Below are 25201 nucleotides of genomic sequence, written 5' to 3'. Positions count from 1 at the left end.
CGGAACCGGGAGCCCCTTGACGATCCGTCAGCAGCTGTAGTGGCTGTGAGAACGGATTCAGACCTGCATCTGCATGGCCTGAGAGCGACGCAGGCGCATCGCCTTGCGCTTGAGCTGACGACGCTCGTCCTCGCTCAGGCCTCCCCACACACCGTAATCCTGATTCGTGTCCAGTGCGCACTTGAGGCATGCGTCGATCACCTTGCAGGTGCGGCACACGGCCTTGGCCTCCTCGATCTGCTGATAGGCCGCACCGGTGTTCCCCACCGGGAAGAACAATTCCGGATCCTTGTCACGGCACGCAGCCTTGGCACGCCAATCGAAAGCACTGCTCATCGTCGTTTCCTTTCCTGTCCGAGCCCTGAAATTCGCATCCAGTACGTACTACCTAAGCACGTTCAGGGCCGTTTTTCAAGACTTTCCCTTAAAAGAGATATTTCATGCGCCTCCCCGGGCGCGCCGGGCGGTTCGCGATTCGTCTGGCGCGCCCGGGGAGCGTAGTCGTTCACGCGGCCGATCCGGAGGCGGTCTGGCTTTCGGCGAGTGTACCCACTGTGCCCGCCTTGTGCTTGCCGGAGGCGAGCTGCGAGAACAGTTCGAGGTTGCGTGAATCGTCCAGCAGCACCGAGGAGCCGACGCCGGAGACGCGATAGTCGGGGTTGCTCCAGTACACGCTGCCGGTCACGCCGCCCGAACCGGTGGCCCCCTTGAATGCGAGCGCCATCTGCACGAGCGTGAACGGGGACGTCCGGTCGTCCACGGTGAGCGCCGTGAGTCCCGCATCGGCGACCTTCGTGAGTCTGGCGGGGTTGGCGATCACCTCCGAGGAGGCGGCCTTCTTCACGATCGCGGCGATCACCTGACGTTGGCGCTGCGCACGGCCGAAATCGCCGTTCGCATCGGAATAGCGCATGCGGGAGAACGCCAGTGCGGTGCCGCCATCGGCCATATGGCATCCGGACGTCCAGTTCAGTCCCGAATCGGGATCGTTGACCGTGTGGTCATAGCACAGGTTCACGCCGCCGATCGCGTCCACCACGTTCTTGAGACCGCCGAACTGGATCTTGGCGATGTGGTCGATGTGCTGTCCGGTGATCTGCTCGACCTCGCCGACCAGAGACTTGTACCCCTTGATCTGCGCGACGGCGTTGATCTTCATGTAGAGACCGTCCACCTGCGTCAGGGAGTCGCGGGGGATCGAGATCAGGGAGCTCGGTCCGTGCGAGGGCTTGGTGAGCACGAGGATCGTGTCGGTGCGGAAGCCTGGCGTGTCGTCGGCGGAGCCACCGGCCGTGCCGTCGCGCTCGTCCGAGCCGAGGATGAGCCAGGATTCGCCGGTCGTGTTCGAGGAGCCGGTCAGCCATCCGTCTTCCTTGTTGAGCCGTGAATCCACCCAGTGCCATGTGCCGAACATGGTGAGCAGTAGCGCCGCGACGAGCACGAGAATCACCATGCGGATGATTCTGCCGACAGGCACCGTACGGATCGGATGGAACTCTTGGTCGCCCTGTCTGACTGCGGATACGCCTAATGCCGATGATCCGCCGGCGGGGCGGGAGAGGGACGGCCTTGCCGGCGGCGTTGCGCTGGTCGAGCCGGATGAGCGGCGTGGCGTGCGTGCGGGGGGTACCGATCCCGGCATGGACGAAGCCGAGAACGATGATGCCGACGCGCGTCCGGCCACGCGAGGAGAGGCGGAGGAGCGTCGCGCCTCCGATCTGCGGCGCGGGGTGAACGAGGCCGGCATCGCGGATGCGGAGGCGCCATGTTCGGCGGGGGAGTCCACTGCATGGGCGCCTTGCGCGGCATCATGCGTAGTGTGCGTCGCATGCGTGCCCTGGGAGGCCCGCCGTGACTGGCCGGATCGGCGTGATCCGCGCGCGTCGGGGTTGAAGCTCGGCGGATTCGAGGTGATCGGGGCCGGCTCGTCCTCGGGGGTGCCGGCGTGTCGACCCCTGGAGGCGTTGAGGGAGCCCGAGTCGATGATCGGACCGGTGGGCTGGGAGCGGCGGCGGGAACCCGAGGGGATGAAACTCGGCGGAATCTCCTGAGGGTTGGACCTATCGCCTTGCTGCACGCTATGCCTCCCCGTAACGAATCTGGACTTCTGTCACTGTTGCACATCGCGCCGCGCGGGAGGGCGACGCGATGGGTATTTTCTCATTTCCGGCACAAGTATGCGCCACGTGATCGGTGTGTGATTGGTCTGCGAGCGGCCTGTCCGGGAATCGGTCTACTTGACCTTGCACACCACGTTGTTGAGGTACGAGTCGGAAATGCCCATGACCACATTCGTGGTGGCGTTGTGGATGATGCCGGTCTTCGCGTCGATGATGCCGCCGGTGGCGGTGTCGATGAGCTGACCCTGCGCATTCTTCTCCACGCCGTCGGCCACCTTGGTGTTGGCCGGGGTGGGGGTCTGCGTCTGTGTGGACTGAGACTGGTCGGCACCCGACTGACCCGACTGACCCGACTGGCCCGACTGGTCGGCCTGCGTGGAGTCGGCGTTCTGCTGATCGGTGCTCTGCTGATCGCCGGAGGACTGGTCCGTCTGCGCGGAATCGCCCTTCGACGAGGAATCCGAGGAGTCGACGAACGGCTTGTCGTTGCGCATCTTCGCCCACAGCGTATCCGCCTCGGAGGTCCACACGACGCGGTTCGCGTCCCGCACCCAGTCGGTGACGGGCACCGTGCGCGTGTACAGATTCGAGGTCTTGAAGTCCTTCATGCTCATCGCCAGACCGGCGAGCGTGGTGGTGTTGGCCAGACCGGTGGAGATGTTGAGCGACTTGAGCGCCGCCTTGGCGAGCTGGTAGAGGTCGCCCGATTGGGTGAACAGGTTCTTGGAGAGCGCCTGCGCGAGCAGCTGCTTGACCAGATACTGCTGGCGGGCGGTGCGTTCCATGTCGGTGCCGTCGGTGTCGGCGCCGTGGCGGCGGCGCGCGTACTGCGTGGCGGTCAGACCGTCGAGGTGCCTCCATCCGGCGTCGATGTTGATGCCGGTGTAGCCGTCGTAGACGTGCGTCGGCAGACAGACGTCCACGCCGCCGATCGCGTCGATCATCGAGGTCAGCCCGGCGAAGTCGACGACGACGAAGTTCTGGATGTCGAGGCCGGTGAGCGAGTTGACGGCGTTCACCGTGCAGCTGGCCGCCGAGGCGAGGTCGCCGCCGGTTTCGTAGGCGTTGGCGAAGATCGTGTTGAACATGACGTTGCGCTGCGCCTTGATCTCGCCCTTGGTGGTCGTGCAGCTGGGCACGTCCACGATCGAGTCGCGCGGGATCGACACCAGTTCGATGAACCTGCGATCCGCGGAGACGTGCATCACCATCGCGGTGTCCGAATTGTGGTTCGATTCGAGGGTCGTGTCGCTGCCGCCGATCGCGAGGTTCTCGTCGCCGGAGCGCGTGTCCTGTCCGAGAATCAGGATGTCGAGCGGCTGGCCGGCGTTCGGGTCCACGATCGACGTGGCCACCGCCTCGCCGTTCTGTCCGATGAGATCGACCTTCTGCCCGTGGATGATGCCGTCGATGTTGACGTAGGTCGCCGCCGCGGCGGTGCTGACGAACACGAGCAGGGCGACGACGACGCATACCAGCGTGTTGCGCAGACGGTGCTGCACGCGGAACGCCGTGCCGCTATGACGCGGGGCTCCGTTCCAACTGTTGATATTGGGGACACCTGGGGCGGATCGCTTCGAACTCACGGGACGAAAACCTTCCTATCGGGGTCAAATCCTCTCGATTGTACGGCAGACGAGAGAAAACGACGTCTGAACGGGCGTTGCCTCGCGGATGCGGGAATCGACCTTCACCGAATTTCCCCGAAGTACGCAATACCGCCACCTTGTTCGATACCACATCCAAGAACGCCGTCCCGGACAGGCGTATGCGTACCGCGCCGGACCGTATTACAGTGGACAGGCCGCACTCAAGCGGTGACGCCCGGGCTTATACCACACATCATGCCGAATGGTCGTACCAACACGGGTCCACTTGACAAACGGGAAATCGCATGTGTGTAATTTAGTGGCGTGAACAGGCCCGGCGAGGCTAAGGAGGATGATGCGCATGTGGGGGATTGCCGATGATTCCGCCGACGAGCCTTTGAACGAGCTACTGTGGGGGTTGTTCTCACCGGACGGCGACATCTCCTGGCAGCACAAGGCGCTATGCTCGCAGACCGATCCGGAGGCGTTCTTCCCCGAGAAGGGCGGCTCCACGCGCGACGCCAAGCGGGTGTGCGCGCAGTGCGAGGTGCGTGAGCAGTGCCTCCAATGGGCCATCGACCATGACGAGCGCTTCGGCATCTGGGGCGGCATGAGCGAACGGGAACGCCGCCGGTACAAGAAGACCCACAAGGAGCAGGCGTGAGCGCGGATCGAGATGATCTCGGCACCGAACCGTCCGGCATTACCGGTATCAGCGGTATCAGCGGTGCGGACGGATCGAACGAAACGAACGGAGCCAACGGCGTGGCCGAACCCGGCATCGCGGCCGCAAGCGTGCGTCGCATCGTCAACGACGCCCTGTCCTCACGCCCCTACACGCATACGCAGAGCGTCGAACGATCCGTCGCCGCGCTGATCACCGTCGAAAGGGACCTACGCTTCCTGCCGGCCACACTGGCGGCCGTACTGCGTCAGAGCGTGCTTCCCGGCGCCATCATCATCGCCGACTGCACGGGAGAGACGTCGCATCCGATCGAACTGTCGTTCGAGGTCGTCTCGGCCGGTTCCGAACCGCTCGACAGCTTCCCGGAGGCCTCGTCCATCAGCGTGCAGCTGGTGCGCGCGCAGGGGGCGCGCTCCTTCGGCGAGGCCGTCTCACACGCGATCGAGCAGGCGAGGATCGACTACTCCACGCAGATGCTGTGGCTGCTGCACGACGACTCGCGTCCCGCCGACGACCGTTGCCTGGAGCAACTGGTCGAGACGTGGCGCAACACGCCGGGTGCCACGCTGATCGGCGCCAAGCAGCTCGACTGGGAGGGCACCCACCTGCACAACGTCGGCGCCTACGCGGCCGGTCACGGCACGCACACGCTCGTCGTGGACGGCGAACCCGATCAGGAGCAGTACGACACCCGAACCGACGTGTTCCGTGTCTCGATGGCCGGCGCGCTCGTCCCGCTGGACATCGCCCGATCCTCGAGGGGCCTGTCCAACTGGTTCACCACATACGCGCAGGGCGCGGACCTGTGCCGCAGAATCTGCCGTTCGGGAGGCCGCGTCGTCGTCGCCCCGCGCGCACGCATCGCCCACCGCCGCGCACGCTTCGAGGGACTGCGCACCCGCAACGGCGAGCCCGTCCAGGACGGCGAGCTCAACCCCTCGATGAGGGTGCTCGGCGCATGGCAGCGCTACCGCTACACCGACATCCCCATGCCCCTATGGCCGCTGGTATGGGTGATTTCGCTCGTGACCGCCATCGGCCGGGCGCTCAGACGCTTTGCCGCGAAGCAGCCGTACGAGGGACTGTGCGAACTGTGCCTGCCCTGGCGTGCTCTGGCCGGCGTGATCGGCGGCGTCAACGCACGCCGGGCCGTGGCGTTGCAGACCTCGGTGACACATCGTCAGCTCGCCGTGCTGACCGTTACCCGCGACCAGCTGGCCCGCTGGCGCGAACGCGCACGCGCACTGGAGGAGCAGCGCGGCACCGTGCTGCTCAGCCCGCTGGTCCGATCCCATCTGCGCATGCGCCTGATCCGACGCTGGGGACTCGCCTGCGCGATGGCCGCCGTGGCGTTCCTCGTCGTGCTCGCGCTTGACTGGTCCCTGTTCCGTTCCGCGATGGGCGGCGGATCGCTGCACTCGGCGCAATGGCTGCCGACGAACGTCCCCTTTGGCGCACTGGCCGAGGCAGCGACGACCCAATGGGTGTGGGGCATCGGATCCGGCATCGCCGCCCCGCCCGCACCATGGCTGTGGGTGCTGCTCGCCGCCTCCGTCCTCACCGGCGGGCACGTCGCCGCGGCCACCACGCTGCTCTTCTTCCTGTCGGCCCCCATGGCCGCGTTCGCGTTCTGGGCGCTGGCGGGCATCTTCACCCGCTCCGACGCGGTACGCGTCATCACCGGACTCATGTGGGTGTCGTTCGCCCTGGCGCTCGGCCTGTACACGACCGCCAACCTGCCGATGCTCACCGTGATGGTGTTCCTGCCGGCCGCATTCGCCTTCACCTTCCGCGCCGTGGGCCTCTACCACACCGAGGACCGAATCCACCCGCACCGTTCCGTGCAGGCCGCCGCGGCCGCCGCATTGTGCTACATGCCGACGGTCGCCGCCGAACCCCAGCTGCTCATCCCGCTGCTGGCGGTCTTCCTCGTCTTCCTGCTGTTCGTGCCGCGCCACCGCCCGATGCTGCTGCTCATGCCGCTGCCGGCGGCCCTGCTCGCCGCACCCACGCTCGTCAACGCCATCCGCCACGCCGAAGCGGGCGAATGGCGCCAGCTGTTCGGCGACATGACGTTGCCGTTGTCCGATGTGAACGGACACCCGGCCGCACTGAACCTCACCGACGTCATCGTGCGCGCCTTCGGCTTCGACGAACACGCCGGATTCACGTGGACGGCGTTCATCGCCGACCCCTTCGCCTCCGCCACGTTCGTCGCGCTCGCACTGCTCGTCGCGCTCGCCGTCGTCTCGCTGTTCCTGCCGTTCGCGCTGCGCGCCTCCCGCATGATGTGGATCGTGATCGTGGCGGGCGGCGCTCTGAGCCTGCTGTCGGCGCGCGTCGCGATCGGCGTGGACCAGCGCGGTGCGATCGCCGGATCGGTGGTTCCCGGATTGGTGTTCGCGGTGCTCGGCGCGCTCTCCTGCGTGTGTCTGGTGGCCGGGGGCGCCGTACGACGCTTCGTCGAGCTGCGTGAATCCTCCACGCACGAGTCGACTCGCGTGGAGACACGCAGGAAGTCCGTCGAACGGGTCCGTCACGGATTCGTCGTCGCCGGACGCACACTGCTGTGCTGCGTGTTGGCCATAGGAACCGTCTCGTGGATCGGCTTCTCCACTGCGCGCCATATCTCCGGTGCGGTGTCGGTGAGTGACTCGGGACTGCCGATGGTCGCGATGGACGCGCTCGAACGGACGCCGAACCAGCGTGTGCTGGCGCTTGACGCCGAATCGCACACTGATGTCAGCTACGCCATCATGCACACGTCGCGCGGCGATCTGGTCGACTCCTCGCCCGCGTGGAGGGCGCGTCAGGCGGTCGGCCAGTATGACGGCGACGACCTGAAGATCGGCGAGCTCGCCTCGCGTCTGCTGTCGAACAGCGATTCCGATGCAATCAACGAGCTGACCGCCATGGGCTTCGGCGGACTCTTCGTCGTCACCGACGGCGCCGGTTCGTCCCAGCTGTCCACCAACATCACCGCCTCGGACGGCACGCAGGCCGTCGTCACCGACACGGACGGCACCTACTATCGTCTCACCGCCGCCGAAGGCAACGCGATAGGCGTCGACGAGACTCATCTCAACGAGATGCGCCGCAGCCCATGGCGGTTCGCCTGGCTGACGAGTCTGGGCGTGATCACATTGCTGTACGTGCTCGTGGCGGCGCCACGCCGTCACGATGAAGCGCTCCGTCAGGAGCGTGAGGGGGAGGCATGAACCAGACCACATCACCCATCGCCTCGCGCCTATGGCGTGTCGCACGTGTCGTCCTCGCGACGTTGACCAGCGTCGTGCTGATCGCCGCCTTCGTCTGGCTGTCCATCGGGTCGATGCCGCAGTGGTTCGTCGATCGCGCCACATCGGGCGTCGTCGCCTCGCACCGCATCATCCAGCAGACGGTGCAGTCGTATTGCCCCGCCCGTATGACGCTGCCCGACGCCACCGATTGGGGCGACAGCGAATACCGCGCCTCTGACGGCGACCTGACCACCTCGGCGTCGTTCGCCGCGTTCGGATCGGTCTACGCCTCCACGGCCTCTCCGTTCAGCGCATCCTCCTCGGACGCCGTCCTCTCGCTCAAGGCCCCCGCCAATCCGCGCAGCACGGATGCCATGGTGGGACGCGACAAGGTCGACTCCGACCGTCTGCTCGAGACCAACCTGCTCGAGGCCTCCGAGGGATCCGGCCACGCCGGCGTCATCGCCTCGCACGCCTCCAAGGGCGACCTGCGCGGCATCTCCGCCGCCACCTGCGTCACTCCGTCGATGAGCAGCTCGTTCCTGCTGCCGGGTACCGGTACCGGTGCCAGCCGCCGCATGACGATCGCCAACCCGTCTTCGAAGGCCACGACCGTCTCGCTCAAGGTGATCGGTACGTCGTCCTCCGGCACGATGAGCCTGTCCACCTCCGGCACCGCCACCGTGGCGGCCGGCGGCACCACCGTCGTCGACCTGTCTGCGGCGGCCCCCGATCAGGACGGTCTGTATGTGACCATCACCAGCGACGTGATGCCCGTGGCCGCATACGTGGCCTCCGTCAACGCCGATGGGCTGACGCCGAAGGGCTCCGATTTCACGATGCCCTCCTCGGCCGCCTCGACGCTCAACGCGATTCCCTCGGTGTCGCAGGATGACGAGATCACGCTGTATGCGTACGGCAGCAAGGCCGGGGATGTGAATCTCTCGTGGGTCACCGACGACGGCCTCTCCTCGATCGGCAAAAAGGCCCTCAAGGACGGGCGCGTCACCGTCCTCGACCTCGGCAAGGCCCCCAAGGGGGCCCGTGGCATCCTCGCCACCGGCGACGACGATTTCGTCGCCTCGGCCCGCGCCATCCGGTCCGGGGCCGACGGTCAGGAGGACTTCGCCTCCCTCGCCGCGGTCCCCGTGTCTCACTTCGACGGCGCCGCCCTGCCCGACGGGCTCGACGCGACGATCACCCTCATCAACACCACCAACAAGGAGACCACCGTCACGCTGACCTTCATGGACGACACCGGCAAGGCCGGCGACGCGAAGGACGTGACCATCAAGGCCAACGGCGCCTCCACGCTCAAGGGCGAGGGCGATGCCGTGCTCGTCGAAAGCGCGGACAGGGCGGTCGCATGGGGCGTGCGGCTGGGCGGCGGCGGACTCGACAACACCAAGGTGGCGGGTCTTGCCGCCTACGAACCGAGTTCGCTCACCGTGCGCGAGGCGACGATCCGCTCCACCCAGGACAACACCATCGTCCGCTAGACCCTACCACTCGAAGTCCGGATCGATCTCCTCGGGCCTGCGCCCGTACAGCTCCGCCAGCCGGATGACCAGTTCGTCGCGGATCGCCCACTGCAGCTCATCGCGCCCCCGCGTACGCGACTGCAGCGGCATCCGGTAGAGCACGATACGCGCCGGCGCGCCATGATCGGCCGGGAACGCGCGCGAATTGAGACTCGGCTCCGTCTCCCACGGCACCGGATCGGACGGCGGCACGTCCTCCACGGCGAACTGCACCGGCTTGATCAGGTCCGGCCACGCCTCCGCGAGACGGCGGATGTGCGCGGCGACCAGATCGTCGAATATGCCGGAACGCGTACGGTATCGTGGCAAACGTGTGCCGAACATGGGGGTACGCGTGCCGCGTCCATGACGATTGCGGTAGACTCGTTCATTCCAAGGGGCATCAAGCATGCCCTCCACTGTAGGTCAAGGCGGCGAGGAACGCCCGATGCCGGTGCGGTTGCGCTAGGATACCGTTACAGCGGTGCAATCGCACGATGACACTGCGGGCGGTGACGTTGCGGGTGGTGGCGTTGTGGATCGCGCCGGGAACCGGATGGGAGGTACGGTCGATGATCAAGCCGTGGAACGAATGGGATCTGGATGCTCTGGCTGCCCATACCCGACTTGTCGGATTCGATCTGGACAACACGCTTGCCAATTCCAAGCTGCCGATGAAGCCTCAGATGGCCTCCCGGTTCTCCGAACTCACCCGTCGCATTCCGGTGGCGGTCATCACCGGCGGACGATACTCACTCGTCGTCAGCCAGATCCTCGACGTGCTGGAGGATCGGGCGATCCTCGCGAATCTTCATCTGATGCCCACCAGCGGCACCCGATATCTGCGCTGGAACGGGCACGAGTGGTCCTGCGTCTTCAGCCATGATCTCGATGCCGACCAGCGTGCCCGCGCCGCCGCCAGTCTGGAGCGTCACGCACGCGAGCAGGGACTGTGGCTCGAGCACGTCTGGGGCGAACGCATCGAGGACCGCGGCTCGCAGATCACGTTCTCCGTGCTCGGCCAGCAGGCCCCGCTCGAGGCCAAGCAGGCATTCGACCCGACCGGTGAGCTCAAGGAGCGTCTGGCCCGGGCCGTGGCCGACGACCTGCCCGATCTCAAGGTGCATGCGGGCGGCTACACCAGCGTCGACGTGGCTGGCCGTGGCATCGACAAGGCGTTCGCCATTCGCGAGCTCGCCGCATGCACCGGCATTCAGGTGGCGGATATCGTCTTCGTCGGCGACCGTATGACGCCTGGCGGCAATGATTACCCCGCCGCCGAAGCAGGTGCGATGGGCGTCGCAGTCTCCTGTCCGGCCGATACGATCCGCTTCGTCGACGGTCTGCTCGAACGTCTGCCTGAATGGCATCCCGAACAGCCGCCGCGTCAGGCGTAGTCGCTGATCATGAACGGGGGAAGCGGCGTATCCGGCAGAACATCCGGCGTGTTCGCAGGGATGCTGGGATTGCTGCTGCCGCGCGGATGCGCAGGCTGCGATCGGCCCGACGAAACGCTCTGCCCCTCATGCCGAGACCTGTTCGACCAGGTGATCGCCCTGCCGTTCCCCGCAGCCGTGACGGGATATGCCTACGCCGGCGCCGTCTATGGCGGAAACGTCCGTCGTGCGATTCTCGCATGGAAGGATCACGGCGATGAGGAATGCGACCGCGAGTTCGCGCAGTGCATCGTCGCGCTCGCACGTCGCGCGCTGCCGATCGAGGGGGTGGCCTTGGACGGCGCGCTGCTCGTCGTTCCCGCGCCCTCATCGGCCAGTTCCTTGGCCGAACGCGGACGGCGTCATCTGATGCCGCTGGCGAGGGCTGTCGCGGCCTACTACCGATCGTCGGGTCTTGATGCACGGGTGGATCCGGCATTGCGGATCGCCGCCCGCGTCGTCGACGGCAAGGCCGTGGAGACCGCCGGCGCGGATCAGCGCGCCTCACGAATGGGCGGGCGATTGACGGTGCGCAATCGTTCCTTGAGCCGGGTGGCTGGACGAACGGTTGTCATCGTCGACGATATCGTGACGACTGGTGCCACGATGCGCGCCTGTGCCGTCGCATTGGAGACGGCGGGCGCGCGGGTTCTGGCGGGGTTGGCGCTGGCCGCGACCCCGCACTATGACTCCGACTCTCCCGCGTCGTGATGCTTCGGCAGGACGATCTCGAAATCGGCGCCACGCACGTCATCGACCACCCGTACGGTGCCACCGTGCAGCTGCGCGGCCCATCGTGCGATCGACAGTCCCAGACCGGTGCCGCCTGACTCGGTGCCGGGACCGGATTTGCCCTTGACGAACCGGCGGAAGATGTCGGAACGGATCTCGGGAGCGATACGCGAGCCGAAATTGACGACGTTCGTGACCACGGTGCCGTGTCCGACGTCCTCGTGCACCTCGACAAGCACCGTCGTGCCGTCGGGGGAGTGCTTGAGCGCATTGCCGATGATATTGGTGAACAGCTGCCTCAGACGGTCCTGATCGCCCTCCATCTCGATGTCGTCGTTCACCCGTACGTGGATGTCGTGCGCGTGCCCGCCGTCCGCCAGCTCCAGCGGTTCGATCGTATCGTCGAGGAAGTCGGCGAAGTTGAACCGTTCGATCTCGAGGCTCGCGGCGCCCGCCTCCATACGGCTCAGATCGAGCAGGAAGGCGATGAGATCGGTGAGCCGCTGCGTCTGGTCGAGGATGCCTTCGAGATTCGCGGGCGTGGGGTCGGTCACGCCGTCGGCCATGTTCTCGACCTGAGCCTGCAGGGCGGAGACCGGCGTGCGCAGCTCGTGGCTGACGTTGGCGATGAGGTCGCGGCGGGTCTGATCGGCGTGCTGGAGTTCGGCGGCCATCTCATTGAATGATCGGGCCAGCTGGCCCACCTCGTCGTGGCTGGACTCGTCCATGGGAACGCGCACGGTGTAGTCGCCGTCGGCCATCGCCTCGGCGGCGTCGCGCAGCTGGCGCAGACGTGCGGTGAGCCCGCGTGAGAAGTAGTAGGTGATGCCGAGCGCCACGATGAGGGCGACTGGCATGGCGATCCATCCGCTCCAGCCGAATTTGAGCAGGAACCAGCACATCGCGAATGCGATGGCGGTGGCGATGACGATCAGTGCGCCCAGTTCGAGCTTGAGCGAGGAGAACATGCCGAGAGGGCGCACGCGGCGAACGCGTGCGCCCTCTCTTACGGGGTAGTGTGGTGCGGCCATGGGCTTGGAGCTCACTTGCCGGGCTGTTCGGATGCGGTCTCGGTCTGCGGTGCCGGAGGCTCGAAGGCGTATCCGACGCCGTGGACGGTGCGGATCATGTCCGGGCCGAGCTTGTGGCGCAGTGCCTTGACATGGCTGTCGACGGTGCGGGTGCCCGAGGCATCGACCCAGTCCCAGACCTCCTCGAGCAACTGTTCGCGCTTGAGGACCGACTTGGGCTTGCGCGCCAGCGTGGCCAGCAGGTCGAACTCGGTGGGGGTCAGGTGCACGAAGGTGCCGTTGACGCTCACCGTACGCTGCGCAGGATCGATGACCAGCGAGCCGAAGTCGAGGATCTTCTCGTTCTCCGCGTTCTTGGCGATGACCTTGGCGCGTTCGACGCGGCGCAGCAACGCCTTGCATCGGGCGATGAGCTCGCGCATCGAGAACGGTTTGGTCATGTAGTCGTCCGCGCCGGCGCCCAGACCGATGACCTTGTCCGCCTCGTCGTCGCGGGCGGTGAGGATGAGCACCGGCACCGGACGGGCGGCCACGATGCGCTTGGTGGCCTCCAGTCCGTCCATCACTGGCAGCATGATGTCCATGATCACCAGATCGGGCTTGAGCTGACTGGCCGCCTGAACGGCGCTGGCGCCGTCACCGGCAACGCGTGCGGTCCACCCTTCGGTGGCCAGGCGTTGCGCGATGGCGGTCGCCAGCGTGGGTTCGTCCTCGACGACCAGCACGGTGCGCGGCGTTGTCTGTTGACGTGCCGTGGTATTGAGCATGGTTTCTGTTTCCGCCTTTCGACTGTGTATGAATCAGTCTTCTGGCTTCAAGAATACAGCTCCAAGCGCGGGGACGGTGATTTTCGCCGAGGCCGGACGCGAATGGTATTCGCCGGCATCCGCCTCGAAGGTGCCGTTGGAGATGCCTGAACCGCCGTACTTCTTGTCGTCGGTGGTGAACACCTCGGTCCACTTGCCGCCCTTGGGCAGGGCCACCTGATAGTCCTGCCACGCCTCGCCGGCGAAGTTGACGACCACCGCGAGCTGCTCGCCCTTCGAACCGATGCGCAGGAAGCTCAGCGTGTTGTGGTCGGCGTCGTCGCTGGTGAGCCACTGGAAGCCCTCGGGGGTGAAGTCCTGGGTCCACAGGGCCGGGTGCTTCTTGTAGAACTCGTTGAGGTCGGCGACCATCTGCTGCACGCCGATGTGGTCCTGCCAGTCGAGGCACGCCCAGTCGATGGAGTTGTTGTAGTCCCATTCGCCCCACTGCGCGAGCTCGTTGCCCATGAACGTGAGCTTCTTGCCCGGATGCGCCCACTGGTAGGCGAACAGGGAGCGCACGCCGGCGTACTTGTCCCAGCCGTTGCCCGGCATCTTGCCGTACAGCGAGCCCTTGCCGTACACGACCTCGTCGTGGCTCAGCGGCAGCACGTAGTGCTCGGAGTAGGCGTACACCATCGAGAAGGTGATTTCGTTGTGGTGCCACTTGCGGTTGATCGGCGTCTCGTGCAGGTACTCGAGCGTGTCGTGCATCCAGCCCATGTTCCACTTGAGGCCGAAGCCGACGCCGCCGGCGCTCGTCGGGGCGGTGATGCCCGCGTACGCGGTGGACTCCTCGGCGATCATCATGATGCCCGGGTTGTTCTTGTACGCGGTGGCGTTGGCCTCCTTGAGGAAGTCGATGGCCTCGAGGTTCTCGCGGCCGCCGTAGATGTTCGGGTGCCACTGGCCGGGCTGGCGGCTGTAGTCGAGGTAGAGCATCGAGCTGACGGCGTCGACGCGCAGCGCGTCGACGTGGTATTCGCCCAGCCAGAAGCAGGCGTCGGCCACGAGGAAGTTCCTCACCTCGTTGCGCCCGAAGTTGAAGATGTAGGTGCCCCAGTCCGGGTGCTCGCCACGGGTCGGATCCGGATCCTCGTACAGCGGGGTGCCGTCGAAGCGTCCGAGCGCGAAGGAGTCCTTCGGGAAGTGGGCCGGGACCCAGTCCATGATCACGCCGATGCCGGCCTCGTGCAGCTTGTCGACGAGGTACTTGAAGTCGTCCGGGGAGCCCAGACGGGAGTCGACCGCGTAGTAGCCGGTGACCTGATAGCCCCAGGAGCCGGTGAACGGGTACTGCGTCAGCGGCATGAACTCCACGTGGGTGAAGCCGAGCTTGGTGACGTAGGGGACCAGCTTGTCGGCCAGCTCGCGGTAGTTCTTCACGTCCTTGCGCCAGCTGTGCGCGTTCATCTCGTAGATCGCGATCGGACGGTCCATCGGATCGGTGACGCGGCGGTGGTCCATCCATGCGTCATCGCCCCATTCATGCTGCGATTCGACGACGATCGAACCGGTCGCCGGCGGCACCTCGTGGGAGCGCTCCATCGGGTCGGCCTTCTCGACCCATTCGTGGTTGGCGTTGAGGATCTGGTACTTGTACACCTCGCCGGCCTTGACGCCCGGGATGAAGATCTCCCACACGCCGGAGGAGCCGAGCTCGCGCATCGCGTGGCGGCGGCCGTTCCAACCGTTGAAGTTGCCGATCACGCGCACCGCGTGGGCGTTCGGCGCCCACACGGCGAAGGAGACGCCCTCGACCTGCTCGCCGGGCGTGCCGTCGGCGCCGCCCATCGGATCGTCATAGCGCAGCACGTGCGCGCCGAGCATGTCCCACAGACGCTCGTGGCGGCCCTCGCCGAACAGGTACATGTCCATGTCGCCGACGGTGGGCAGGTAGCGGTACGGATCGTCCTCGACGTGCTCGACGCCGTCCTCGTACGAGTACTTGATGCGGTAGACGGGCACGCCGTAGCCGTCCTCCGTCTTGAGGGACGGCACCACGGCCACGAATACGCCGTTGTACTCGTGCACGGCGGGGAATTCGGCGTTCTGGGTCAGGACGGAGACGGACTTCGCATTCGGGCACAGGACTCGAATGGTCGTGTATGCGGCGAACTTGTCCTCTCCCAGATGTCCGCCGAGGACCTCGTGGGGGTTGTAGTACTCCGCGTTGCTGACCTGGGTGAGCGCACCCTGGTCAACGGGCACTGCAAAGGAATCGTCATTGATGTTTGTGTTAGTAGCCATGCCCATAGTGTACGGCTACAAACGTTATCATCGTGGAATTGGCGCGTCGCATCGTGGACGTTTCCGGCTCAATACGCAGGTCCACGGGGTGTGGCATACTTTTTCAGGTTTTTTCTGCAGTCTGCTCCAGCGGAGGTTTCATGGGTTACAAGGTCGGCGATATGGTCGTCTATCCGCGTCATGGCGCGGCGAGGGTCGAGGCGGTCACCGAACGAACCGTGAGAGGGGTCACCCGCGAATACCTGCAGCTGTCGGTGCTGTCCTCCGACGGCCTGGTGATCAACGTGCCGGTCGACAACGCGAAGAAGGTCGGCGTCCGAGACATCGTCGACGCGAACGAGGTCGCCACGGTGTTCGAGATCCTGCGCACCCCCATCGTCGAGAAGGAGATGAACTGGTCCCGTCGCTACAAGCTGAACGTCGAGAAGATCGCCACCGGTGACGTCAACAAGATCGCCGAGGTGGTGCGTGATCTGGCGCAGCGCGACGTGGACGAGCACGGTCTGTCCGCGGGCGAGAAGCGCATGCTGACCAAGGCCCGTTCCATCCTCACCTCGGAGATCTCCCTGTCCGAGAAGATCGACGAGGAAGAGGCCCAGCGTCTGCTCGACGTGAATCTGGGCTACAGCGAGCCGAAGCCCGGCGATGAGAAGCATCACACCAAGGCCCCCGAGGAGGCGGCCTCGGAGACGATGGCCCGCATCGACGTCGAGAAGAAAAAGACCCGCAAGCGCTGATGCGCATCGGTCAGGGTTTCGACGCCCATCGTTTCGCCTCCGCTGACGCCGCGGAGGCCGTTGTACGCCCGTTGTGGCTCGCCGGCATCGAATGGCCCGGCGAGGGCAGCGGCATCGAGGGGGATTCCGACGGCGACGTAGCCGCGCACGCGCTGATCGACGCGCTGCTGTCGGCTTCCGGGCTCGGTGATATCGGTTCGTTGTTCGGCGTCGGGTCGAACGCTCACGGTGCCGGCATGCATGGTGTGGCCATGCTGCGCGAGACCGTCGCCTATCTTCAATCACATGGCTTCACGCCGTCCTCGGCGTCCGTCGCCATCATCGGCAACCGTCCGAAGATCGGCCGTCACCGTGCCGAGGCCGTTCGCGCGTTGTCCGAAGCGGTCGGATGCCCGGTATCCGTAACTGCCACCACCACCGACCGCATGGGATTCACCGGCCGAGGCGAAGGCATCGCCGCCATCGCCTCGGCTCTGGTTGAGGAGTGCGAATAACCTACCTGTGCCGCGCCGATTCGATCGCCTTGGCCACGGCCCAGATCAGGGTGGAGATCGTCACGATGATGAAGCTCGGGGGAGCGGGGAACATCGCGGCGAGCACCAATCCGCCCCAGATCGAGATCAGGCAGATCACGCCGGAGACGATCATCGCCTTGAGCGGCGAGGCGACGAGGATGTTCGCCGCCGCCGCCGGGGTGATCACCAGCGCGAAGATGAGCAGCGTGCCCACCGCTGGCACGGCGATGGTGATGACGCCGGCCATGATCGCCATGAACGCGACGTTCATCCAGCCGATCGGCACGCCCTTGGCCTGCGCCACCTGCTCGTCGAGCGAGCTGAACAGCAGCGGACGGTAGATGATCGCCAGTGCCGCGAGCAGCACGACGTCGAAGATCGCGAATCCGAGGATCTGACCGTTGGTGATGGTCAGAATCGAACCGAACAGGATCGACTGCATCTGCTGGGATGCGGACGACGACAGTCGGGCGAAGAACAGGCCCAGACCGGTGGCGAACGCGAGCACCGTGCCGGTGGCGATCTCGCGTTCCGAAACGCGTTTGCCGAGCGCGCCGATGACGAGCGCGCCGCCGAGCGCGAACGCGCCCAGACCCACCGAGACCGGCAATCCGAGCAGGACCGCGCCAGTCGCGCCGGGCAGGCCGATGTGGGCCAACGCGTGCGCGGCGAACGTCGAATGGCGGGCGATGGTGAAGTAGCCCATCACGCCGGCCGCGAACGCGATGCACAGGCCGGCGAGAAACGCGTTGGTCATGAACGGCGCGGTGAGCGTGTCCATCCAATTGGGGTCGAAGCTGAAACTGATATGGCTCATCGTCACTCCTTTATGATGCCCTGATGTCAGATGCCCTTGATGCCCTTGATGTCTTGAGTGGCGTCCTGCGACGCGTCGTGCTCCGCGTACTGCGCATGGTGCATCGACGGCGTATGCGCGTGATGGTGCAGCTCGGCCACCTCGTCGACCGTGTGCATGTCCATCGGCTGGCCTTCCGGCTCGTCGAGCGAGGGGGTGACGAACATGTCGCCCTGCGGAGTGGTCACGACCTGCACGTTGGTGCCGTACAGGTGAGTGAGCAGCTGTGAGTCGAGCACCTTGCGCATGTCCGCGTAGTGGGGGTGCCCATCCAGCAGATAGACGGCTCCCGTCAGGATCGGCAGCAGCATGTTGAGGTCATGCGCCACGATCTGGATGGTCATGCCGAGCTCCTGGTTGAGACGGGCGAGCAGATGGGCCACCGAATGCTGGGACGCCAGATCGAGATTGGCCAGCGGCTCGTCGAGCATGAGCAGCTTGGGGTCGGAGACGATGGCCTGTGCGATGGCGACGCGCTGGCGCAGACCTCCCGAGAGCTCGGACAGACGGTATCCGGACTTGTCGTCGATGCCGACGAAGGCCATCGCCTGATGCGCCCGCGCACGCTGGGCTCTGGTGATCGGATGGATGCCGAAACGCGTGCCGGTCAGACCCAGCAGCACCGACTGTTCGGCCGTGAGGTTCGAGTCGATACCCGATGTGTAGCTCTGCGGCACGTAGCCGATGAGCCGGTTCGCCTCGCCCGCCGGTTTGCCGAGCACCGTGACCGAGCCCGAGGCGAGTGGGATCAGTCCCAGCTCCGCCTTCATCATCGTGGTCTTTCCCGTGCCGTTCGTGCCGACGATCGCGGTGACAGATCCGGCGGGGATGGCGAAGTCGCCATGCTGCCAGATCATCCTGTCACCGCGCCTGATCGCGGCGTCACGGAACACGATGGCGTCGGTGGGTGTGCTGGCGCCGGCGTCGCTGTGCCGATCGTTCATGCGATTCTCCTTCGCGGATCTGCCAGCGAATTTCTGCCGCTGGTCACTGTCCTGCCGAAAGGGGATTATCGCAAATGATGTTGACAACCGTTCTCAATAGCCCTGCTTGAGCCCTACTTGCCGGGGTCCTGCTGGCCGGCGTTGGAGCCGTCGTCGCCTCCGGTGCAGTCGCCGGTGCCGTCGCCGTTCGAGCAGCCGGTGGTCGCCGATCCGTCCGACTGGTCCTGGCTGGACTGCTCCCCGGACTGGTCCTGCCCGTCGGCTGGCGCGTCCGGATCGGTCTGCCCGTCGTTGGAGTCGTCGTCGTATTCCGGATCGACGGCCGTGAAGATCCTCTCGGTCAGATCCTCGATCCAGTCATCGAGCGTGTCGTACTTGTCGGGCATCTGCTCGCTGACGTCCACCACCGGCACATCGGCCCTGCCGGCGGCGCCGGTGAGCATGTTCGTCGCGTCCGTGGCCTCCTGCGTGTTGTTGATCAGCACGTCGAGCTTCTTGTCCTCGACAAGCTTCTGGAAGGTCTGCAGATCCGCCGGCGCGATCTCGCCGCCGTTGGCCACCGCCTGCTCGTATCCGCGCGGGGTGACGTCCTCGAAGGACATGTCGCTCATCAGGTAGTAGACCACCGCCTCGGTGGCTGCGTAGCTGGCGTTCGGATGCGCCTTGGCGAACTTCGTCATCGCGGCGTCGAGATCGTCCTCCTCGGCCTGCCACGCCTTGAGACGCTTGGCGAATTCGGCCTTCTTCTTCGGTCTCGCCTTCGAGAACGCATCCGCCAGCTCCTTGGCCATGCCGCTGCGCGCGTCCTTCGAGAACCACAGATGCGGATTGTCGCCGTCCATCGCGCCGACGATCTGCGCCGCCGAGACGAGCGTGGAGTCGGAGGCGCGCGATTTCGTGGCCCACGTGTCGTACCCGGCACCGTTGGCCACGACGATCTCCGCCTTGCTCAGCGCGGCGAGATCCGAGGTCTTCGGCTCGAAGTCGTGCGCGTCCACGCCCGTCGAACTGAGCACCGACGTGACCTTCACGTCGTCGCCACCGATCTCCTCGGCGAGGGATCCCCACTGGTTGATCGATGCTACCACGGTGATTGCGCCGGTCTTCTCCTGCGTCTTCGTCTGGGAATCCGGCTGCTCGACCTGCGTGGTGTTCGAGGTGCCGCACGCTCCGGCTGCGAACAGCAGCGCCGATGCGATCAGCGCGGCCAGCGCCCCTCTCGTGGCCCGAGTGCGATGATTCCTGCTCATGTCTGCCGCCCTTTCCGATACTTGGAGTCCACTTCGACGAAACCGATCCGATACCTTATGGTCTTTATCGTAGTAGCATCCCGGTCCGTTCGATGGAGGTTTCCCGGTGAATCCGAACCGACCTGACAATCGACCTGAAAACCAACCTGACAAGAGGTGAGCGAGATATGGCCATACGACTTGACGGCAAAGCGGTGTCGGCGCAGATCAAGGAAGGGCTCCGGGCGCGCGTGGAACGGCTGAAGGCCGCCGGCGTCGAGCCGGGGCTGGGCACCCTGCTGGTGGGATCGGACCCCGGTTCGGTCAAGTACGTGGCCGGCAAGCACGCCGACTGCGCCGAGGTGGGCATCCGATCGATCAAGCACGAGCTGCCAGCCGACGCGAGCTTCGACGACATCGCCGCAGCCGTGAGGGACATGAACGAGGACCCCGCATGCACCGGATACATCGTGCAGCTGCCGCTGCCGCGCGGGATCGACGAGAACGCGATCATCGACCTGATCGACCCGGCCAAGGACGCCGACGGCATGCACCCGTACAATCTGGGCGAACTCGTGCTGCACGTGCGCGAGGACGTCACGACCCCGCTGCCGTGCACGCCGCGAGGCGTCATCGAACTGCTCGGCGCGTATGACATCGATCTCGCCGGCAAGGAGGTGTGCGTGCTCGGCCGCGGCATCACCATCGGCCGCACCATCGGGCTCATGCTCACGCGTCGTGCCGTCAACGCCACCGTCACGCTGTGCCACACCGGCACGCGCGACGTCGTCGACCATATGCGCCGCGCCGACGTGATCGTCGCCGCCATGGGCTCCGCCGGATTCGTCAAGCCGGACATGATCGCCGATGGCGCCGTGCTGCTCGATGTGGGCGTCTCTCGCGTCTACGACGATGAGGCCGGCCGCTGGCGCGTGAAGGGCGACATCGACAAGGCCTGCTACGACAAGGCCTCCGCCTACTCGCCGAACCCCGGGGGAGTGGGCCCCATGACCCGCGCCATGCTCCTGGCCAACGTCGTCGAGATGGCCGAACGGCAACTGCGACACGCCTAGGATTTCGCTCATATTTTGGGCAGGGCTGGCGGTATTGTAGACGTTTGTGTGCCTTTAGGGGTGCGCGAATAACTTAAGAACGAGTAATTATCCATCCAACTATTAGAAACCATACATTTACATGGCAGAGAACAACACTGAGGTCACCAAGGTCGCCATCAACGACATCGGCACCGAAGAGGACTTCATCAAGGCAGTCGATTCCACCATCAAGAACTTCGATGATGGTGATCTGGTCGAGGGTACCGTCGTCAAGATCGATCACGACGAGGTCCTCCTGGATATCGGCTACAAGACCGAGGGCGTCATCCCCTCCCGCGAGCTTTCCATCAAGAAGGACGTCGATCCCGACGAGGTCGTCAAGGTCGGCGACACCGTCGAGGCCCTTGTCGTCACCAAGGAAGACAAGGAAGGCCGTCTGATCCTGTCCAAGAAGCGTGCCCAGTACGAGCGCGCCTGGGGCGACATCGAGAAGATCAAGGAAGCTGACGGCGTTGTCGAGGGCACCGTCATCGAAGCCGTCAAGGGCGGCCTCATCGTCGACATCGGTCTGCGTGGCTTCCTGCCGGCTTCCCTGGTCGAGATGCGTCGCGTCCGCGACCTCTCCCCGTACATCGGCCAGAAGATCCAGGCCAAGATTCTGGAGCTCGACAAGAACCGCAACAACGTGGTCCTGTCCCGCCGTCAGTACCTCGAGGAGACCCAGTCCGAGGTTCGCGAGACCTTCCTGTCCCAGCTCAAGAAGGGCCAGATCCGCGAGGGTGTCGTGTCCTCCATCGTCAACTTCGGCGCCTTCGTCGATCTCGGCGGTGTCGACGGCCTCATCCACGTCTCCGAGCTGTCCTGGAAGCACATCGACCACCCGTCCGAGGTCGTCAAGGTCGGTGACAAGGTCACCGTCGAGGTCCTGGACGTCGATCTGGACCGCGAGCGCATCTCCCTGTCGCTCAAGGCCACCCAGGAGGATCCGTGGCAGCGCTTCGCCCGCACCCACGTCCCCGGCCAGATCGTCAAGGGCAAGGTCACCAAGATCGTCCAGTTCGGCGTGTTCATCTCCGTCGAGGACGGCATCGAGGGCCTGGTGCACATCTCCGAGCTCGCCAACCGTCACGTCGAGAACCCGGAGACCGTGGTCAAGCCGGGCGAGACCGTGTTCGTCAAGGTGATCGACGTCGATCTCGATCGTCGCCGCATCTCCCTGTCCCTCAAGCAGGCCAACGACTCCGTCGATCCGGCCTCCGAGGACTTCGATCCGGCGCTGTACGGCATGCCGGCCGAGTACGACGAGCAGGGCAACTACAAGTACCCCGAAGGCTTCGACCCGAACACTAACGAGTGGATCGCTGGCTACGAGAAGCAGCGTGAGGAGTGGGAGGCCCAGTACGCGGCCGCCCACCAGCTGTGGGAGGAGCACAAGGAGTTCGTCGCCAAGGAACTTGAGCACGCGGACGAGTCCGCTGCCGCCGACGGCCAGGCTCCGAAGGAAGAGAAGGTCGAAGAGGTGTCCAACTACTCCTCCGAGTCCACTTCCGCCGGCACCCTCGCCGACTCCGATCAGCTCGCCGCCCTGCGCGACCAGCTCCTCGGCAAGTGAGTTCCGCCTCGTCGCTGAACTTGTGGCGTAACGCCTAGGAAAACCCCGGTTCTTCCCGAAAGGGAGCCGGGGTTTTCTCGTATGCTCGTACGTTTTTCTTCGTAGAATGGCGAGTCATGATACGAATCGGACTGACCGGCGGCATTGCGGCGGGCAAGAGCACCGTCGCCGCGCATCTCGTCGAGCTCGGCGCGCTGCACATCGACTATGACGTTCTGGCGCGCAGGGTCGTCGAGCCCGGGGGAGCGGCGCTGCCGCGGATCGCACGGGAGTTCGGTCCCGACGCGCTCAATCCGGACGGGTCGATGAACCGTGCGTGGGTGGCCGAGCACGTCTTCGGCGACACCGCCGAACCCGGTGCGCGTGAGCGGCTCGACGCCATCGAGCATCCGCTGATCTATAAGGAGGCTGCACGCATCGAGCGTGATCACCCCGAGACGCGCGTCGTCGTGCATGATGTGCCACTGCTCGCCGAGGTGATCGGCGAGATCCCGTTCCGGTTTGACTGGATCATCACCGTCGAGGCGCCGGTCGAGACCCGGATAGAACGCATGGTCTCGACGCGAGGCATGACGCGTACGCAGGCCGAGGCGCGTATCCGCAGCCAGTCGACCCGTGCCGAGCGCGAGGCCATCGCCGACGTCGTCATCGATTCTTCGCGGCCCGTGGGCGAGATGATGGCCGCGGTTGATCGGTGGGCGAACGCGGAACAGCTACTATAAGGCCTTATGGGATTCAACATCGAGCGCACGAACAAGCCGTTCGTCGTCAAATCGCCGTACAAACCGTCCGGCGATCAGCCTCAGGCCATCGAGGAGCTCGCCAGACGCATCGAGGACGGTGAGAACGACGTCGTGCTCATGGGCGCCACCGGCACCGGCAAGACCGCCACCACCGCGTGGCTCATCGAACGTCTCCAGCGGCCGACCCTCATCATCGAACCGAACAAGACGCTCGCCGCGCAGCTGTGCGCCGAATTCCGCGAGCTCATGCCCGACAACGCCGTCAGCTACTTCGTCAGCTACTACGACTACTACCAGCCTGAGGCGTACATCCCGCAGACCGACACCTATATCGAAAAGGACTCCAACATCAACGACGATGTGGAGCGACTGCGTCACGCCGCCACCGCGAACCTGCTCACCCGACGCGACTGCGTGGTCGTCGCCACCGTCTCGTGCATCTACGGCCTCGGTACGCCCGAGGAATACGCGGGGCGCATGCTGCTGCTTCGCGAGGGCATGCAGATCGACCGCGACCAGCTGCTGCGCCGGTTCGTCGACATGCAATACAAGCGCAACGACATCGCCTTCACCCGCGGCACGTTCCGCGTGCGCGGCGACACCGTCGAAATCATCCCCGTCTACGAGGAGCTCGCCGTGCGCATCGAGTTCTTCGGCGACGAGATTGACCGCATCTCAACGCTCCATCCGTTGACCGGCGACGTCATCGCCCATGAGGAACAGGTCCACATCTTCCCGGCCTCGCACTACGTGGCCGGCCCCGAACGCATGGAACGGGCGCTGAAGACCATCCGCGAGGAGCTCGACGAGCGCGTCGCCGAACTCAGGAAACAGGGCAAGGATCTGGAGGCGCAGCGGCTGACGATGCGCACCACCTACGATCTGGAGATGCTCACGCAGGTGGGCGTGTGCTCCGGCATCGAGAACTATTCACGGCACTTCGACGGCCGCGCCCCCGGTACGCCTCCGCACACGCTGCTCGACTTCTTCCCCGACGACTTCCTGCTTGTCATCGACGAAAGCCACGTGACCGTCCCGCAGATCGGCGCGATGTACGAGGGGGACGCCTCACGCAAGCGCACGCTCGTCGAACACGGCTTCCGCCTGCCCTCCGCGATGGACAACCGTCCGCTCAAATGGCCGGAGTTCCTGGAGCGCGTCGGCCAGACCGTCTACCTGTCCGCCACCCCCGGCGACTACGAGCTTGGACTGTCCGACGGGGTGGTCGAGCAGATCATCCGTCCGACCGGCCTGCTCGATCCGAAGGTCGAGGTGCGGCCGACCAAGGGGCAGATCGACGATCTGCTGGCCGAGATCAAGGACCGCGTCTCGCGCAACGAGCGCGCGCTGGTGACGACCCTCACCAAGAAGATGGCGGAGGATCTGACCGACTACCTGATCGAACGCGGCATCAAGGTCGAATACCTGCATTCCGACGTGGACACGCTGCGCCGCGTCGAGCTGCTGCGTATGCTGCGCGAGGGCAAGATCGACGTGATCGTCGGCATCAACCTGCTTCGCGAGGGCCTCGACCTGCCGGAGGTGTCGCTCGTCGCGATCCTCGACGCCGACAAGGAGGGCTTCCTGCGCTCCTATCGCTCACTCATCCAGACGATCGGCCGCGCCGCGCGAAACGTGTCCGGCACCGTCATCATGTACGCCGACGAGACCACCGACGCGATGCGCAAGGCGATCGACGAGACCGAACGCCGCCGCGCCAAGCAGATCGCGTACAACAAGGAGCACCATATCGACCCCAAGCCGCTGATCAAGAAGATCAGCGACGTCAACGACATGCTTGCCAAGGAGGACGTCGATACCCAGACCCTGCTCGAAGGCGGCTATCGCAACGCCGGCAAAGCGGGCAACACGCATCTCGGCGTGCCGGTGTACGACCCGACGGAGGCGGACAGGCGCCATGAGGAGATCCTCAAGGCGGGGCTGCCGGCGCAGGATCTCGCCGATCTGATCCGCCAGCTGAGCGAGCAGATGCACACCGCCGCCGAGCAGCTCCAGTTCGAGCTCGCCGCGCGCCTGCGCGACGAGATCCGCGACCTCAAGAAGGAGCTGCGGCAGATGACCGAGGCCGGCAAGTAGGTTTC

At 65.4% G+C, this 25201-nt stretch carries 22 protein-coding genes; 12 read left to right on the top strand and 10 right to left on the bottom strand.

What is annotated here, in order from left to right:
• Positions 1–57 precede the first annotated feature (57 nt).
• Positions 58–336: a WhiB family transcriptional regulator gene (locus tag BW11_RS01470; RefSeq protein WP_043165403.1), complete on the bottom strand. Its 279-nt coding sequence runs from the start codon at positions 334–336 to the stop codon at positions 58–60.
• A gap of 169 nt (positions 337–505) precedes the next feature.
• Positions 506–1453, bottom strand: a complete 948-nt coding sequence (locus BW11_RS01465; RefSeq protein ID WP_258184456.1) for an LCP family protein — start codon at positions 1451–1453, stop codon at positions 506–508.
• A 4-nt stretch (positions 1454–1457) separates the two neighbouring features.
• Here BW11_RS01465 and BW11_RS11735 point away from each other — a divergent pair, with 4 nt between their 5' ends.
• The gene (locus BW11_RS11735; RefSeq protein WP_140444418.1) at positions 1458–2051 is read left to right on the top strand and encodes a hypothetical protein; all 594 of its coding nucleotides are present in this window, start codon (positions 1458–1460) and stop codon (positions 2049–2051) included.
• A 182-nt stretch (positions 2052–2233) separates the two neighbouring features.
• Here the strand turns inward: BW11_RS11735 and BW11_RS01455 are convergent, their stop codons facing one another.
• The gene (locus BW11_RS01455; protein WP_258184455.1) at positions 2234–3706 is read right to left on the bottom strand and encodes an LCP family protein; all 1473 of its coding nucleotides are present in this window, start codon (positions 3704–3706) and stop codon (positions 2234–2236) included.
• 364 nt (positions 3707–4070) lie between these two features.
• Between BW11_RS01455 and BW11_RS01450 the strand changes: the two genes are divergently transcribed.
• From BW11_RS01450 to BW11_RS01440, 3 genes are all read left to right on the top strand, one after another.
• The gene (locus tag BW11_RS01450; RefSeq protein ID WP_043165517.1) at positions 4071–4373 is read left to right on the top strand and encodes a WhiB family transcriptional regulator; all 303 of its coding nucleotides are present in this window, start codon (positions 4071–4073) and stop codon (positions 4371–4373) included.
• A 101-nt stretch (positions 4374–4474) separates the two neighbouring features.
• Positions 4475–7612, top strand: a complete 3138-nt coding sequence (locus BW11_RS01445; RefSeq protein ID WP_375137616.1) for a glycosyltransferase family 2 protein — start codon at positions 4475–4477, stop codon at positions 7610–7612.
• Positions 7609–9132 carry a DUF5719 family protein gene (locus BW11_RS01440; RefSeq protein WP_140444417.1) on the top strand — a complete coding sequence of 508 codons (1524 nt, stop codon included), beginning with the start codon at positions 7609–7611 and terminating at the stop codon, positions 9130–9132. Before BW11_RS01445 ends, BW11_RS01440 begins: the two co-directional genes overlap by 4 nt.
• A gap of 3 nt (positions 9133–9135) precedes the next feature.
• Here BW11_RS01440 and BW11_RS01435 read toward each other — a convergent pair whose 3' ends face one another.
• A complete protein-coding gene (locus BW11_RS01435) occupies positions 9136–9564 on the bottom strand; it encodes a metallopeptidase family protein (RefSeq protein ID WP_081887230.1) in 429 nt (142 codons plus the stop codon).
• A gap of 161 nt (positions 9565–9725) precedes the next feature.
• On the opposite strand from BW11_RS01435, the gene BW11_RS01430 reads away from it, so the two are divergent.
• Together BW11_RS01430 and BW11_RS01425 are read left to right on the top strand one after the other, a co-directional pair.
• Positions 9726–10550 (top strand): HAD-IIB family hydrolase, encoded by an 825-nt coding sequence (locus tag BW11_RS01430; RefSeq protein WP_052119089.1) that lies wholly within the window; start codon positions 9726–9728, stop codon positions 10548–10550.
• A gap of 48 nt (positions 10551–10598) precedes the next feature.
• Positions 10599–11300 (top strand): ComF family protein, encoded by a 702-nt coding sequence (locus tag BW11_RS01425; RefSeq protein ID WP_258184454.1) that lies wholly within the window; start codon positions 10599–10601, stop codon positions 11298–11300.
• Here BW11_RS01425 and BW11_RS01420 read toward each other — a convergent pair.
• Genes BW11_RS01420 through glgB form a run of 3 tightly spaced genes read right to left on the bottom strand, consistent with a single transcriptional unit; the run spans position 11273 to position 15408 of the window.
• Entirely contained in the window at positions 11273–12352 is a 1080-nt protein-coding gene (locus BW11_RS01420; protein WP_043165395.1) for a cell wall metabolism sensor histidine kinase WalK, read from the bottom strand. The two genes, BW11_RS01425 and BW11_RS01420, sit on opposite strands and share 28 nt — an antisense overlap.
• Before the next feature lie 11 nt (positions 12353–12363).
• Positions 12364–13119, bottom strand: a complete 756-nt coding sequence (locus tag BW11_RS01415; protein WP_043165393.1) for a response regulator transcription factor — start codon at positions 13117–13119, stop codon at positions 12364–12366.
• Between the two features lie 33 nt (positions 13120–13152).
• Positions 13153–15408, bottom strand: coding sequence for a 1,4-alpha-glucan branching protein GlgB (gene glgB / locus BW11_RS01410; protein WP_043165509.1), 2256 nt, complete (start codon positions 15406–15408; stop codon positions 13153–13155).
• A 140-nt stretch (positions 15409–15548) separates the two neighbouring features.
• Between glgB and BW11_RS01405 the strand changes: the two genes are divergently transcribed.
• Together BW11_RS01405 and ispF are read left to right on the top strand one after the other, a co-directional pair.
• Positions 15549–16145, top strand: a complete 597-nt coding sequence (locus BW11_RS01405) for a CarD family transcriptional regulator (protein ID WP_140444416.1) — start codon at positions 15549–15551, stop codon at positions 16143–16145.
• Positions 16145–16639 carry a 2-C-methyl-D-erythritol 2,4-cyclodiphosphate synthase gene (ispF, locus tag BW11_RS01400; protein ID WP_140444415.1) on the top strand — a complete coding sequence of 165 codons (495 nt, stop codon included), beginning with the start codon at positions 16145–16147 and terminating at the stop codon, positions 16637–16639. Before BW11_RS01405 ends, ispF begins: the two co-directional genes overlap by 1 nt.
• A 1-nt stretch (position 16640) precedes the next feature.
• On the opposite strand, the gene BW11_RS01395 is transcribed toward ispF, so the two are convergent.
• From BW11_RS01395 to BW11_RS01385, 3 genes are all read right to left on the bottom strand, one after another.
• Positions 16641–17477: a metal ABC transporter permease gene (locus tag BW11_RS01395; RefSeq protein WP_140444414.1), complete on the bottom strand. Its 837-nt coding sequence runs from the start codon at positions 17475–17477 to the stop codon at positions 16641–16643.
• 26 nt (positions 17478–17503) lie between these two features.
• Positions 17504–18460: an ABC transporter ATP-binding protein gene (locus tag BW11_RS01390; protein WP_052119087.1), complete on the bottom strand. Its 957-nt coding sequence runs from the start codon at positions 18458–18460 to the stop codon at positions 17504–17506.
• Positions 18461–18573: 113 nt separating this feature from the next.
• On the bottom strand, positions 18574–19710 hold the full coding sequence (locus tag BW11_RS01385; RefSeq protein ID WP_140444413.1) for a metal ABC transporter solute-binding protein, Zn/Mn family: 1137 nt from the start codon (positions 19708–19710) through the stop codon (positions 18574–18576).
• A 167-nt stretch (positions 19711–19877) separates the two neighbouring features.
• On the opposite strand from BW11_RS01385, the gene BW11_RS01380 reads away from it, so the two are divergent.
• The 4 genes from BW11_RS01380 (at position 19878) to uvrB (ending at position 25196) form a co-directional block, all read left to right on the top strand.
• The gene (locus BW11_RS01380) at positions 19878–20762 is read left to right on the top strand and encodes a bifunctional methylenetetrahydrofolate dehydrogenase/methenyltetrahydrofolate cyclohydrolase (RefSeq protein ID WP_043165384.1); all 885 of its coding nucleotides are present in this window, start codon (positions 19878–19880) and stop codon (positions 20760–20762) included.
• A 121-nt stretch (positions 20763–20883) separates the two neighbouring features.
• Positions 20884–22356 carry a 30S ribosomal protein S1 gene (gene rpsA, locus BW11_RS01375; protein WP_043165382.1) on the top strand — a complete coding sequence of 491 codons (1473 nt, stop codon included), beginning with the start codon at positions 20884–20886 and terminating at the stop codon, positions 22354–22356.
• Positions 22357–22472: 116 nt separating this feature from the next.
• On the top strand, positions 22473–23078 hold the full coding sequence (coaE, locus tag BW11_RS01370; protein WP_140444412.1) for a dephospho-CoA kinase: 606 nt from the start codon (positions 22473–22475) through the stop codon (positions 23076–23078).
• 6 nt (positions 23079–23084) lie between these two features.
• Positions 23085–25196 carry an excinuclease ABC subunit UvrB gene (gene uvrB, locus BW11_RS01365; protein WP_043165378.1) on the top strand — a complete coding sequence of 704 codons (2112 nt, stop codon included), beginning with the start codon at positions 23085–23087 and terminating at the stop codon, positions 25194–25196.
• Positions 25197–25201 lie beyond the last annotated feature (5 nt).

The sequence above is a fragment of the Bifidobacterium sp. UTCIF-38 genome (genome assembly GCF_006454495.1).
Lineage (GTDB): Bacteria > Actinomycetota > Actinomycetes > Actinomycetales > Bifidobacteriaceae > Bifidobacterium > Bifidobacterium callitrichos.
The sequence above is the reverse complement of the archived record's forward strand: the minus strand, read 5'-3'. Positions and strand labels throughout refer to the sequence as shown.

Bases quoted from the DNA above. Each gene is read 5' to 3' on its own strand.
- BW11_RS01470 (WP_043165403.1), bottom strand. From the start codon at position 336: ATGAGCAGTGCTTTCGATTGGCGTGCCAAGGCTGCGTGCCGTGACAAG.
- BW11_RS01465 (WP_258184456.1), bottom strand. From the start codon at position 1,453: ATGGTGATTCTCGTGCTCGTCGCGGCGCTACTGCTCACCATGTTCGGC.
- BW11_RS11735 (WP_140444418.1), top strand. From the start codon at position 1,458: ATGATTCTGCCGACAGGCACCGTACGGATCGGATGGAACTCTTGGTCG.
- BW11_RS01450 (WP_043165517.1), top strand. From the start codon at position 4,071: ATGTGGGGGATTGCCGATGATTCCGCCGACGAGCCTTTGAACGAGCTA.
- BW11_RS01440 (WP_140444417.1), top strand. From the start codon at position 7,609: ATGAACCAGACCACATCACCCATCGCCTCGCGCCTATGGCGTGTCGCA.
- BW11_RS01435 (WP_081887230.1), bottom strand. From the start codon at position 9,564: ATGCTTGATGCCCCTTGGAATGAACGAGTCTACCGCAATCGTCATGGA.
- BW11_RS01430 (WP_052119089.1), top strand. From the start codon at position 9,726: ATGATCAAGCCGTGGAACGAATGGGATCTGGATGCTCTGGCTGCCCAT.
- BW11_RS01420 (WP_043165395.1), bottom strand. From the start codon at position 12,352: ATGGCCGCACCACACTACCCCGTAAGAGAGGGCGCACGCGTTCGCCGC.
- BW11_RS01415 (WP_043165393.1), bottom strand. From the start codon at position 13,119: ATGCTCAATACCACGGCACGTCAACAGACAACGCCGCGCACCGTGCTG.
- glgB (WP_043165509.1), bottom strand. From the start codon at position 15,408: ATGGCTACTAACACAAACATCAATGACGATTCCTTTGCAGTGCCCGTT.
- BW11_RS01405 (WP_140444416.1), top strand. From the start codon at position 15,549: ATGGGTTACAAGGTCGGCGATATGGTCGTCTATCCGCGTCATGGCGCG.
- ispF (WP_140444415.1), top strand. From the start codon at position 16,145: ATGCGCATCGGTCAGGGTTTCGACGCCCATCGTTTCGCCTCCGCTGAC.
- BW11_RS01395 (WP_140444414.1), bottom strand. From the start codon at position 17,477: ATGAGCCATATCAGTTTCAGCTTCGACCCCAATTGGATGGACACGCTC.
- BW11_RS01390 (WP_052119087.1), bottom strand. From the start codon at position 18,460: ATGAACGATCGGCACAGCGACGCCGGCGCCAGCACACCCACCGACGCC.
- BW11_RS01385 (WP_140444413.1), bottom strand. From the start codon at position 19,710: ATGAGCAGGAATCATCGCACTCGGGCCACGAGAGGGGCGCTGGCCGCG.
- BW11_RS01380 (WP_043165384.1), top strand. From the start codon at position 19,878: ATGGCCATACGACTTGACGGCAAAGCGGTGTCGGCGCAGATCAAGGAA.
- rpsA (WP_043165382.1), top strand. From the start codon at position 20,884: ATGGCAGAGAACAACACTGAGGTCACCAAGGTCGCCATCAACGACATC.
- coaE (WP_140444412.1), top strand. From the start codon at position 22,473: ATGATACGAATCGGACTGACCGGCGGCATTGCGGCGGGCAAGAGCACC.
- uvrB (WP_043165378.1), top strand. From the start codon at position 23,085: ATGGGATTCAACATCGAGCGCACGAACAAGCCGTTCGTCGTCAAATCG.